Here is an 11,558-nt window from a genome sequence, read left to right as displayed (position 1 = left end):
CCAGACGCTCCTCACGGAGTGCCCACTGACGCGTTCCCACTCGATCGGCTATCACGGGCCGCACCCGTCCGGGTCTACTGGGCAGCGGCCGGAGCCGACGCTGTTCTTCCGAAGACTCACCGGTGATGGCCGGGTCTCAGTCGTCCAACCGTTATCCTAGCGCGTCGGCGGATACGGAAAGTAAGGAGCGATCATGACACGAGGAGCAAAGCGGGGACGGCCTCGAGCCTCGTCGCGGTCGATGCTCGAGGACGCGGCCCTCGATCTTTTCATCGAGCAGAGCTACGGCCGAACGACAGTGGAGCAGATCGCCCTGCGCGCCGGAGTGTCGCGCAACACCTTCTTCAACTACTTCGAATCCAAGAGCGATGTCTTCTGGGTACTCGTGGACGACCGCCTCGCGCAGCTCCCTGAGGCGCTCGCCGAGACGGACGCCGACCGTCCCGTGATGGACGCGCTCCGCGACGCTCTGCTCGTCGTCGGCTCCGGTTTCGGTCCCGCCACGGTGCCGTGGGTACTCACTCAGTCCGAGTTGATCGGCGGCGTTCACGAGCTGCAGGCATCTGCCCTCTCGCGGCTCGCGCGGCAGGCGGCAATCATCGCGACGTTCGTGGAGCAGCGCAGTGCGCATCCGCTGCCCTCACACCTGTCCCGGTCCGTCGCCTACTCGAGCGTCGGAGCAGCAGTGGCAGCGGTGCAGTCGTGGGGTGCCGCCGGCTCCACACGCGGCGAGCTGGTGCCATACCTCGAAGAGGCGCTCGCGCCCGTTTGCGCTGGCTTCGCCTCCGTCGTCGCCTGACTCTGCGCCGCTCGGCCAAGCGGCACGTGTGACGCCTTCCCTCGGTGCCGTTCCCCGTCGTGTCCCGAGAGACGTGCGCGCGGGCCGGTAGCATTGTCGCGGCTAACAGCCGCCATCCAGGCACCATCACCACCAACGCGGTGCCGCCCACATCGAACCGGAGCATCATGACCCTCGCCGACCGTCTCCCCGCGAAGCCCGCCCTCGAGGGCCTGGAGTCGAGGTGGGGCCTGCGCTGGCAGACCGACGGGACCTACCGGTTCGACCGTGCGGGACTCTCCCGCGCCGACGTCTATTCGATCGACACGCCGCCGCCGACCGCGTCCGGCTCGTTGCACATCGGTCACGTCTTCTCCTACACCCACACCGACGTGATCGCGCGCTTCCAGCGGATGCGGGGAAAGAGCGTCTTTTACCCGATGGGCTGGGATGACAACGGCTTGCCCACCGAGCGCCGCGTGCAGAACTACTACGGAGTGCGCTGCGACCCGACGCTCCCCTACGACCCCGATTTCACCCCTCCGTTCGAGGGCGGCGACACCAAGAGCAGCAAGGCGGCCGATCAGAAGCCCATCTCGCGCCGTAACTTCATCGAACTCTGTGAGCGCCTGACCGTCGAGGACGAGAAGCAGTTCGAAGACGTGTGGCGGACCCTCGGCCTCTCCGTTGACTGGTCGCAGAGCTACCGAACGATCGGCAACGAGTCCCAGGCCGCATCGCAGCGCGCGTTCCTCCGTAATCTCGCTCGCGGAGAGGCCTACCAGGCCCAGGCGCCCACGCTCTGGGACATCACCTTCCGCACCGCCGTCGCGCAGGCCGAACTCGAGGACAAGGACCAGCCCGGCGCATATCACCGCATTGGTTTTCATCGGGACGGAGCCGACGACGTCTTCATCGAGACGACCCGGCCCGAGCTGCTCCCCGCCTGCGTCGCCCTGGTCGCGCACCCCGATGACGAGCGCTATCAGCCACTGTTCGGTACCACGGTGCGCACTCCGCTCTTCGATGTCGAGGTACCGGTCCTCGCGCACCACCTCGCGCAGAAGGACAAGGGCTCGGGCATAGCGATGATCTGCACGTTCGGCGACATCACCGACGTCGTCTGGTGGCGGGAACTCGACCTGCCCAATCGCGCGATCATCGGCTTCGACGGACGCCTCATCTCGGAAGCGCCGGCCGCCATTACGGGTGATGCCGGCCGCGAGGCTTACGCGCAGCTTGCGGGCAAGACCGTCTTCTCTGCCAAGCAGGCCGTCGTCGCACTGCTGAAGGAGTCGGGCGAGATGCTCGGCGAGCCGCGTCCGATCACGCACCAGGTGAAGTTCTTCGAGAAGGGCGACAAGCCGCTCGAGATCGTCTCGACCCGCCAGTGGTACGTCGGCAATGGCGCGCGCGACGCAGCCCTCAAGGAGCGCCTGCTCGAACTCGGCCGCGACGTGCGCTTCGTGCCGGAGTTCATGCGCGTCCGCTACGAGAACTGGGTAAACGGCCTCTCGGGAGACTGGCTGATCTCGCGTCAGCGCTTCTTCGGCGTGCCGATCCCCGTCTGGTACCCGCTCGACGGCGACGGCACTCCGATCTTCGACTCTCCGCTCGTTCCGGAGGAGTCGGATCTACCGGTCGACCCGTCCAGCGATGCCGCTCCGGGCTACTCCGAGGAGCAGCGCGGTGTGCCGGGTGGATTCCAGGGCGAGCTCGACGTGATGGACACCTGGGCGACCTCGTCCCTCACCCCGCAGCTCGCGGGTGGCTGGGAGCGCGACGACGAGCTCTGGCAGCTGGTCGCGCCCTACGATCTGCGCCCGCAGGGTCAGGACATCATTCGCACCTGGCTCTTCTCCACACTCCTGCGCTCTCAGCTCGAGGACGGCCGTGCTCCCTGGCGCACCGCGACCGTGTCCGGCTTCATCGTCGACCCCGACCGCAAGAAGATGTCGAAGTCGAAGGGCAACGTCGTCACCCCCGCGGCGATGCTGGAGCAGCACGGCTCGGACGCGGTCCGCTACTGGGCTGCCTCGTCCCGCCTCGGCACCGACGCAGCCTTCGACCCGCAGAATCCGACGCAGATCAAGATCGGCCGCCGCCTGGCGATCAAGGTTCTCAACGCGGCGAAGTTCATCCACGGCTTCCCGCCCGCCGAGGGCGCGACGGTGACGAATCCACTTGACCTGAGCATGCTGGCGACGCTCGATACCGTCATCGCCGAGGCGACGACCGCGCTCGAGAACTACGACCATGCGCGGGCCTTGGAGACAACGGAAGCGTTCTTCTGGACGTTCTGCGACGACTACCTCGAACTCGTCAAGGAGCGCGCGTACAGCGAGGACGGCGCCTCAGCGGCAGCCGCACTGCACCGGGCGCTCGACGCTCTAGAGCGCCTCTTCGCTCCTTTTCTCCCCTTCGCGACGGAGGAGACATGGTCGTGGTCGCACGACGATTCTGTGCACCGTCAGCCGTGGCCGACCTCGGGAGGCCTGGACGGCGACCCATCGGTGCTGACGGCGGCCAGCTCAGTGCTCACTGCCATTCGACGCGCAAAGACCGACGCGAAGGCGTCGCAGAAGGCCGCGGTGGTCTCCGCTACCGTCACCGCTCCGGCCGATTTCGTCGCCTCGCTCCGGCTCGCAGCGAACGATCTCGCGGCTGTCGGGCGCATCGCGGAGCTGACATTCGACGAGGGCGACGCGCTGTCTGTCGCAATCGAACTCGAGACCGAGGCGTAAAAGCTCCAGGGAGGGGACTCCCGCAGTGCGACCACGAGAGAGGACACCGGATGCAACTCGGAACCCGATGGGCGGTCGGCGACACGCCCCCGCAGACCCTGCCAGCGATCGTGGTGACCGCAGTCCACGAGGTGGAGGGCGAGCTCACCCACTCCGGAACGGCGACCGCCGACTGGCGCTGGACACTCACCTGGCTCGAGGGCAAGCCCGTGCTCGAACTCGATAACGGCACCACGATCACCTATCGTCCCGGTGAGGACGCGGCCTTCATTACGCAGCCCGAGGGCCGCGTCGAGGGCGAGGACGACTGGGGATAGTCGGGCCGTCCTCGCCCGCGGAGATCTCTAGGCCCGGTGCCTCCTCGGCACGAGCCAGGCCAGAACGACCAGTCCGACGACGAGCCCCCAGAACGCCGAACCGATCCCGGCAATCGTGGCGCCCGAGGCCGTCACAAGGAGGGTCGTAGCGGCTGGTATGTGCAGCGTCACGTCCTCCACCGCCGCCTGCAGGGCCGAGACGAAGACGCCAAGGAGCGCCAACCCCGCGACCGCCTCGATCAGGAGGGGACTTGCAGACGACACCAGAGCGGCGGCGGCGCCCGCGAAGAGACCGAGCACCAGGTAGGACCCGCCCGCCGACACGGACGCGATCCACCGTTGCTCCGGCCGCGCCGAGGCTTCGGGTCCCGCGGTCAGCGCCGCGCTCAGGGCAGCGAAGTTGATCGGCACGCCGCCGAACACGGCCGCAACACCCGAAAACGCCCCGCTCAGCACGATGCCCGGTCGGGAGTGCGCCTCGTAGCCAAAGCTCGAGAGCACCGCGATGCCCGGAATGTTTTGCCCCGCCATCGTCACGACAGCGAGCGGCAATCCGATCCCCACCATCGCGCCGATGTCAAAGACCGGAGCGACGAATTGCGGCACCGGGAGCAGCTGGGCGCTGTCCAGGGCCGCCCCGTCCGTCACCAGCAGCAGCACGATGGCCAGCGCGATAGCCGCAGGCGCCGCCCACCGCGGGAGGAGCCGAGCCAGGATCAGCCAGAGCAGGATTACCGGTAGCGCTCGTTCGGGAATCTCGACAGCGGCCCGCACCGGGGCGAGGACGAGCGGGAAGAGAATGCCCGCGAGCATCGCGTTGGCCAGCGGTCGAGGAATGCGCGCGACGAGTCTTCCCAATGCCGGCCACAGTCCAGTGATCACGAGCAGGGCGGAGGCACAGAGGAACGCGCCGACCGCGCGATCGAAACCACCGGGGAGGGTCGCCGTCGCGGCGAGTAGCGCCGCGCCCGGAGTGCTCCACGCGAAGGTCATCGGCACCCGGTAGCGGACGCTCAGCAGGATGCACAACAGGCCCTGCAGCACGCAGACGGCCAAGAGTCCGGAGGCGGCCTGGGAATCAGTGGCACCGACCGCGACGACTCCACCAAGGACGATCGCGAAAGAGCTAGAGAAGCCAGTGAGTGCAGCGACGATCCCGGCGAGCAGCGGCTGGATGATGGCGGTGCCTCCCGGGCGCGAACCGCGGGTGCAAGCCGACGGACGCGACGATCTCGCGCTTCGCCAGAGTAGGGAAGGCGCAGGATCGCTCTGGCCGACGCGAGGGGCCAATCACCGCGAACTGGCGCGGATGGCCGATCCGCTCACTCGGTCAGCGACACGGCCGCCGGTTCAGGCGCTCTTCTCTTCGCGACGCGGCGCGTGCGGCACGATCGTCGGCGCGGCATTGTCGAGGACCGCGGCGCGGGTGACGACGACGCGAGCGACCTCATCGGACGAGGGCACCTCGAACATGATCGGGCCGAGCACTTCCTCGAGGATCGCGCGCAGACCACGAGCCCCGGTCTGGCGTAGGACGGCCAGATCGGCGATGGCCTCGAGCGCGCTGCGGTCGAACTCGAGTTCGACCCCGTCGATCTCGAACATCCGCTGATACTGCTTCACGAGCGCATTGCGCGGCTCGGTCAGGATTTGCATGAGCGCGTGCTGGTCGAGCTGAGTGACCGTCGTGACGATGGGGAGGCGACCGATGAACTCCGGAATGAGCCCGAACTTGTGCAGATCCTCCGGCAAGACCTCGCTGAAAATGTTGATCTCGTCGCCTTTGTTGTGCAGTGGAGCGCCGAAGCCGATCCCCCGCTTGCCCGCGCGGGACGAGATGATGTCTTCCAGCCCGGCGAAAGCCCCGGCGACGATGAACAGCACGTTCGTGGTGTCGATCTGGATGAACTCCTGGTGCGGATGCTTGCGGCCGCCCTGCGGCGGCACCGAGGCGATCGTCCCTTCGAGAATCTTGAGCAGCGCCTGCTGCACGCCCTCACCTGAGACATCGCGGGTGATCGAGGGGTTCTCGGCCTTTCTCGCGATCTTGTCGACCTCGTCGATGTAGATGATGCCGGTCTCGGCCCGCTTGACGTCATAGTCAGCGGCCTGGATCAGCTTGAGGAGAATGTTCTCGACGTCTTCGCCCACGTAGCCCGCCTCGGTGAGGGCCGTTGCATCAGCGACCGCGAACGGGACGTTCAGCCGCTTGGCCAGAGTCTGCGCAAGATAGGTCTTGCCGCAGCCGGTCGGACCGATCAACAGGATGTTGCTCTTGGCGATCTCGACCTCATCGTGGATCGCGTCCGCCGCGGTAATGGTGTTGCGGACGCGGACCCGCTTGTAGTGGTTGTAGACGGCGACCGCGAGGGCCTTCTTCGCCTGCTCCTGCCCGATCACGTACTCCTCGAGGAAGCCGAAGATCTCCTTGGGCTTCGGGAGGTCGAACTCGTGGCTCGTCTCCTCGCTGGACTCGGACAGGCGCTCCTCGATGATTTCGTTGCACAGTTCGACGCACTCGTCGCAGATATAGACGCCCGGTCCTGCAATGAGCTGCTGGACCTGCTTCTGGCTTTTACCGCAGAAGGAGCACTTCAGCAGGTCGGCGCTCTCGCCAATACGTGCCACGGGAATGCCCCACTTCCTTGTCGTGCGTGTGTCGTGCGGAGGTCTGGTCGTGCTGAGTTCGAGTTGAGCGCTGAAGCTCCGGCGTACCCAGACCGACGGTGCCGCTGGGCGACCCTCCGAGCCTAGCCTCTGAGCTGCGATGCCTCGGGACGCGGGCCGAATTTGCCGTCCCTTGCGCGGCGGATGGCGCTTTGCTACGGATGACGGGCGATTCGGTGAGCGCTGCGGCTGGAGAACGCAGGTCCTGAGCAGTACAGATCCTGAAGAGAGCAGATCCTGAACAGAGCAGGGGCCGGAACAGAGCAGGGGCCGGGCCGCGGATCGCTCCGCCACCCGGCCCCTGCACTGACGATCCTCAGGACGTAAGAGCGGGAAGGCTCTTGCGGCTCGTGAGGACCTGGTCGATCAACCCGTACTCGAGTGCGTCGCTCGCACCGAGGATCTTGTCGCGGTCGATATCCTTCTTGACCTGCTCGACCGAGCGGTTGGAGTGGCTGGACAGGGTCTCCTCCAGCCACTCGCGCATCCGCATGATCTCGGCGGCCTGAATCTCGATGTCCGAGGCCTGACCCCCACCCTGCTGCACGGCTGGCTGGTGGATGAGGATGCGCGCGTTCGGCAGCGCCAGTCGCTTGCCAGGTGTGCCCGCGGCGGTCAGCACGGCTGCGGCAGAAGCCGCCTGCCCGAGCACCACGGTCTGAATGTGCGGGCGAATGTACTGCATCGTGTCGTAGATCGCCGTCATCGCGGTGAAGGAGCCGCCCGGGGAGTTGATGTACATGACGATGTCACGGTCTGGGTCCTGGCTCTCGAGCACGAGAAGCTGGGCCATGATGTCGTCTGCGGAGGCGTCGTCGACCTGCACGCCGAGGAAAATGATGCGGTCCTCGAAAAGCTTCGCGTACGGGTCCTGGCGCTTGTAGCCGTAGGCCGTGCGCTCCTCGAAGGTGGGGAGGATATAGCGCGAGGACGGTGCGGCTCCCGAGCCGAACGCCGTTGTGCCGAAGGTGGGTGTGGTCATTGTCTGTTCCTGATCTCTCGGCGCGGTCGCTGGACTACTCGTCGATGGCGGTTCCGCCACCGCCGGTCACGTCGGACGCCGACGAACGGATGTGGTCGACGAAGCCGTAGGCCAGAGCCTCCTCGGCACTGAACCAGCGATCGCGGTCGCCGTCGTCGTTGACCTGCTCGACGGTCTTGCCAGTCGCTTTCGCCGTGATCTCGGCGAGGCGCTTCTTCATGTCAAGGATGAGCTGCGCCTGAGTCTGGATGTCGGAGGCGGTACCCCCGAAGCCGCCGTGCGGCTGGTGCAAGAGCACTCGCGCGTTCGGGGTGATATAGCGCTTGCCCTGCGTTCCAGCGGTGAGGAGGAGCTGCCCCATCGAGGCCGCCATCCCGATGCCGACGGTCACGATGTCGTTCGGGACGAACTGCATGGTGTCGTAGATCGCCATGCCCGCGGTAATGGAGCCGCCGGGAGAGTTGATGTAGAGGAAGATATCGCGCTCGGCATCCTCGGCTGCCAAGAGCAGGAGCTTTGCGGCGATCTCGTTCGCGTTCTCGTCGCGCACCTCAGAACCGAGCCAGATGATCCGGTCCTTGAGCAGGCGGTCGAAAACACTGTTGGGCATAACCATGTCGGCCATGTATTGCTCCGTTTCAGTTGTCGCTTCGGAGGCGAATCTATCGGACGGTGCAGCGCCGATCCTGCCGTGTTCGCCGGGGGCGGAGCCGGAGCCGTCCGTGTTCGCCCGCGGCGGATCGACCGGCCACGCACGCAAGGAGCCGCCCTCCGATGGATCGGGGGCGGCTCCAGCTGTGTACTGTGAGGACTACTCGGCTACCGCGGTCTCTTCGGTGGGAGCGGCATCCTTCTTTTTGGCCGGGGCGCGCTTCTTCTTGGGAGCCGCTGCGGGCTCCTCCTCAGCCGCGGACTCGGCGGGTGCCTCGGCATCGGATACGGCCAGCGCCTCCTCCACGACCTCGGTCTCGGCGGCCTCCACGGCGTCGGGTTCGGATTCGGCCGCCTCGTCGTCGCCCGGTACGGCGGTGAACGAGGTGAGATCGATCGGGTTGCCCTCGGTGTCGGTCACCTTGGCTTTGCCCAACACAATCGCGAGGGCCTTATTGCGGCCGACCTCGCCCACCATCTGGCCGATCTGGTTGTTCTCGGACAACACTTTGATGAATTCGTTCGGCTCCATGCCGTACTGCGCGGCACCCTGGATGAGGTACTGCATGAGTTCGTCCTGGCTGACCTGTACTTTCTCCCGCTCGACAACGTAGTCGAGGAGGATCTGGGTCTTGAAGGTCTTCTCGCTGGCCTCGGTGACCTCGGCGCGGTGCTCGTCATCTTCGAGGCGGTTCTCGCCCTCGAGGTGTCGGTGCACCTCGTCCTCGACGAGGGATGCGGGCACCGGAACCTCGACGAGCGCGAGCAGCGCGTCGACGAGCTTCTCGCGGGCTTCGCCGCCCTGAGCGAACGTCTTCTGCTCGGCGGCACGCTCCTTGAGGGAGGCTCGCAGCTCGGCGATGGTGTCGAACTCGCTGGCGATCTGAGCGAAGTCGTCGTTGGCCTCGGGGAGTTCGCGCTCCTTGACAGCCGTGAGCGTGATGGCGATCTCGGCCTGCTCGCCAACGTGATCTCCTCCGACCAGCGGAGCCGAGAAGGTCGTGCTTTCGCCGGCGGTAAGCGAATCGAGGGCCTCGTCGATGCCCTCGATAAGCCGACCAGAGCCAAGCTCGTACGAGACGCCGTTCTCGCTGTCGACCTCCACGCCGTCGATCGTCGCGATCAAGTCGATCTGCACGAAGTCGCCGAGAGCCGCAGGGCGGTCGACGGTAACGAGAGTGCCGAAGCGGCCGCGGAGCGTATCCAGCTCGGCTTCGACGTCGGCGTCGGTGACCACATCAGCGTCGACCGTCAGCTCGATGCCGTCGTAGTCCGGCAGAGTGATCTCGGGCCGGACATCGACCTCGATGGAGAGCTCGAGGTCGCCGGCGAAGTCCTTTTCGCTCGGCCACGTGACGATGTCGGCCTGCGGGCGGCCCAGCGGACGGACCTCCGTCTCGCGGACAGCCTCGCGATAGAAGCCGTCCATGCCCTCATTGACAGCGTGCTCGAGAACGGCTGCCTTGCCGACGCGCTGGTCGACGATGGCCGGCGGAACCTTGCCCTTGCGGAAGCCGGGAACGGTGATCTGCTCGGCGATATGGCCGTAGGCGTGCGTGATGCTCGGGCCGAGCTCGTCCGGGGTGACCGAAATCGCGAGCTTCACGCGCGTCGGGCTCAGCTGTTCTAGCGTGGTCTTCACGTGAGGGGATCTCCTGTGCTGGTTGGTGTCGGCGCCGGATGACCGGTCGTGACGGGTCGGTGTCAGAACGATGAGTTCTCGTGGTCGGGGCGACAGGATTCGAACCTGCGACCTCCCGCTCCCAAAGCGGGCGCTCTAGCCAAGCTGAGCTACGCCCCGAATGCGCGGGCCTAAGCACCGTGCTGATGAGACTCTCGTCAAGCCCTCCCCGCACGTTCGCTCGCGCAACACGCCGAAATGGCCTTCGCAAGTGTACTGCACGGCGGCTCCGACGACCGGAACCGCGTGACGCGGACGAGCGGGGTGTCCGCGAATCGGATCCGATGTACTACGCTGTCCTGGTGCCCGGGTCGAGAGACGCGGACACGCCGAATGTCCGGGGCTACACACCTCCGGATCCGCCAGGGTCGGATTTCCCGGGTCAGGATCCATGGGGGCCCACATTCGGGGCTGTAGCTTAGTGGTAAAGCCTCTGTCTTCCAAACAGATGATGCGAGTTCGATTCTCGTCAGCCCCTCCACCGTGGCTGTGCCACAGCTACCATGCGATGATTCACTCCGCGGCGCGGTGCTCCTCGGTCAGGATGATGTACGACGCGGCGTTTCGGCGGATATCCGCGCGCTCTTCCTCGGACAGTTCTCGGCGCACCTTGGCCGGAACACCGGCGACGAGAGATCCGGGCGGGACGGTCGCGCCCTCCAGCACCACGGCGCCCGCCGCAACCAGCGATCCCGCCCCGATGGTGGCGCCGTTGAGAACCGTCGCGTTCATCCCCACGAGCACGCCCTCCTCCAGAGTGCAGCCGTGCAGGACGGCGTTGTGCCCGACCGAGACGTCCGCGCCGATCATGGCGTCGAAGCCCTCATCGACGTGCACGATGACACCGTCCTGCAGATTGCTGCCTTCGCCGAGCTCGATCCGTGCGTGCTCCGCGCGGAGGACTGCTCCGTACCAGACGCTCGTCCGCTCGCCAAGGCGCACCGAGCCGATGATCACGGCTCCAGGCGCTACCCAGGCGGAGGCGGCGATGACCGGCGTGCGCCCACCGGCCAGGGAGAGAACGCGAGCGCCCTGCGAAAGAGTCGGTGACATCGGATGATCCTCTCAGTAGCCTTCAACGGCCCGCGCGCAGCCACGCGAGCACGGCCAGCACGCGTCGATGGTCGGAGCCCGAGTCCTCGAGCCCCAGCTTCTGGAAGATCGCGGTGACGTTCTTCTCAACGGCACCGACGCCGACGAACAGGGCCGTGGCGACACCGGCATTCGTCCTGCCCTGCGCCATCTGCTCCAGCACTTCGCGTTCTCGCGGCGTGAGGGCGGCCAGCGGATCACGATGACGGTGCAGCAGAGAGGCGACAACCTGCGGATCCAGGACCGTTCCCCCGGCGGCGACGCGCTCGACAGCGTCGCGGAGCTCGTCCACCGACGCGACTCTGTCCTTGAGCAAGTAGCCGAGGCCACCGTCGCCGGAGCCGAGCAACTCCTGCGCGTACGTCACTTCGACGTACTGGCTCAGCAAGAGGACGGCGATCCCGGGGTGGCGGCGGCGGATCTCTAGCGCCGCGCGCACGCCCTCGTCACGGAAAGTGGGCGGCATGCGCACATCGAGCACCGCGACGTCGACGCCTCCCGGGTCGCGAGCGAGGTCAGCGAGCAGGCCGTCGGCGTCGCCGAATGCCCCAACGGAGTCGAAGCCCGCGTCCTCGAAAAGACGGACGAGGCCCTCGCGCAGGAGGACCGAGTCCTCGGCGATGGCGACGCGGATGACGGGCACCCG

General features: G+C 66.6%; 10 protein-coding genes and 2 tRNA genes. 4 read left to right on the top strand and 8 right to left on the bottom strand.

Going from position 1 to position 11,558, the window contains the following annotated elements:
• Positions 1 to 193: 193 nt before the first annotated feature.
• From B0H03_RS03380 to B0H03_RS03370, 3 genes are all read left to right on the top strand, one after another.
• Positions 194 to 799, top strand: a complete 606-nt coding sequence (locus tag B0H03_RS03380; RefSeq protein WP_104264714.1) for a TetR/AcrR family transcriptional regulator — start codon at positions 194 to 196, stop codon at positions 797 to 799.
• Between the two features lie 167 nt (positions 800 to 966).
• The gene (gene valS, locus B0H03_RS03375) at positions 967 to 3,522 is read left to right on the top strand and encodes a valine--tRNA ligase (protein WP_104264713.1); all 2,556 of its coding nucleotides are present in this window, start codon (positions 967 to 969) and stop codon (positions 3,520 to 3,522) included.
• 50 nt (positions 3,523 to 3,572) lie between these two features.
• A complete protein-coding gene (locus tag B0H03_RS03370; protein ID WP_104264712.1) occupies positions 3,573 to 3,839 on the top strand; it encodes a hypothetical protein in 267 nt (88 codons plus the stop codon).
• Between the two features lie 27 nt (positions 3,840 to 3,866).
• Here the strand turns inward: B0H03_RS03370 and B0H03_RS03365 are convergent, their stop codons facing one another.
• The 6 genes from B0H03_RS03365 to B0H03_RS03340 form a co-directional block, all read right to left on the bottom strand.
• Positions 3,867 to 5,129 (bottom strand): benzoate/H(+) symporter BenE family transporter, encoded by a 1,263-nt coding sequence (locus B0H03_RS03365; protein ID WP_237399418.1) that lies wholly within the window; start codon positions 5,127 to 5,129, stop codon positions 3,867 to 3,869.
• A gap of 60 nt (positions 5,130 to 5,189) precedes the next feature.
• Entirely contained in the window at positions 5,190 to 6,467 is a 1,278-nt protein-coding gene (gene clpX, locus B0H03_RS03360; RefSeq protein WP_104264711.1) for an ATP-dependent Clp protease ATP-binding subunit ClpX, read from the bottom strand.
• 355 nt (positions 6,468 to 6,822) lie between these two features.
• Positions 6,823 to 7,488: an ATP-dependent Clp protease proteolytic subunit gene (locus tag B0H03_RS03355; RefSeq protein ID WP_104264710.1), complete on the bottom strand. Its 666-nt coding sequence runs from the start codon at positions 7,486 to 7,488 to the stop codon at positions 6,823 to 6,825.
• A gap of 34 nt (positions 7,489 to 7,522) precedes the next feature.
• A complete protein-coding gene (locus B0H03_RS03350; RefSeq protein ID WP_104264709.1) occupies positions 7,523 to 8,113 on the bottom strand; it encodes an ATP-dependent Clp protease proteolytic subunit in 591 nt (196 codons plus the stop codon).
• Between the two features lie 186 nt (positions 8,114 to 8,299).
• On the bottom strand, positions 8,300 to 9,781 hold the full coding sequence (gene tig, locus B0H03_RS03345; RefSeq protein WP_104264708.1) for a trigger factor: 1,482 nt from the start codon (positions 9,779 to 9,781) through the stop codon (positions 8,300 to 8,302).
• Between the two features lie 81 nt (positions 9,782 to 9,862).
• Positions 9,863 to 9,940: transfer RNA gene (locus B0H03_RS03340), tRNA-Pro, on the bottom strand.
• A 287-nt stretch (positions 9,941 to 10,227) separates the two neighbouring features.
• Here B0H03_RS03340 and B0H03_RS03335 point away from each other — a divergent pair.
• Positions 10,228 to 10,301 (top strand) — tRNA-Gly (locus tag B0H03_RS03335).
• A 32-nt stretch (positions 10,302 to 10,333) separates the two neighbouring features.
• Here B0H03_RS03335 and B0H03_RS03330 read toward each other — a convergent pair.
• Both B0H03_RS03330 and B0H03_RS03325 read right to left on the bottom strand, forming a co-directional pair.
• Positions 10,334 to 10,873, bottom strand: a complete 540-nt coding sequence (locus B0H03_RS03330; RefSeq protein WP_104264707.1) for a gamma carbonic anhydrase family protein — start codon at positions 10,871 to 10,873, stop codon at positions 10,334 to 10,336.
• Positions 10,874 to 10,895: 22 nt separating this feature from the next.
• Complete coding sequence (locus B0H03_RS03325; RefSeq protein ID WP_104264706.1) at positions 10,896 to 11,555, bottom strand: response regulator transcription factor; 660 nt, start codon at positions 11,553 to 11,555, stop codon at positions 10,896 to 10,898.
• Positions 11,556 to 11,558: the final 3 nt, after the last annotated feature.

The organism is Rathayibacter iranicus NCPPB 2253 = VKM Ac-1602 (assembly GCF_003149025.1).
In the GTDB taxonomy this organism is placed as follows: domain Bacteria; phylum Actinomycetota; class Actinomycetes; order Actinomycetales; family Microbacteriaceae; genus Rathayibacter; species Rathayibacter iranicus.
Note: the sequence above shows the minus strand (reverse complement) of the source record. Positions and strands in the feature narration are given on the sequence as shown.

Bases quoted from the DNA above. Each gene is read 5' to 3' on its own strand.
- B0H03_RS03380 (WP_104264714.1), top strand. From the start codon at position 194: ATGACACGAGGAGCAAAGCGGGGACGGCCTCGAGCCTCGTCGCGGTCG.
- valS (WP_104264713.1), top strand. From the start codon at position 967: ATGACCCTCGCCGACCGTCTCCCCGCGAAGCCCGCCCTCGAGGGCCTG.
- B0H03_RS03370 (WP_104264712.1), top strand. From the start codon at position 3,573: ATGCAACTCGGAACCCGATGGGCGGTCGGCGACACGCCCCCGCAGACC.
- B0H03_RS03355 (WP_104264710.1), bottom strand. From the start codon at position 7,488: ATGACCACACCCACCTTCGGCACAACGGCGTTCGGCTCGGGAGCCGCA.
- B0H03_RS03350 (WP_104264709.1), bottom strand. From the start codon at position 8,113: ATGGCCGACATGGTTATGCCCAACAGTGTTTTCGACCGCCTGCTCAAG.
- B0H03_RS03330 (WP_104264707.1), bottom strand. From the start codon at position 10,873: ATGTCACCGACTCTTTCGCAGGGCGCTCGCGTTCTCTCCCTGGCCGGT.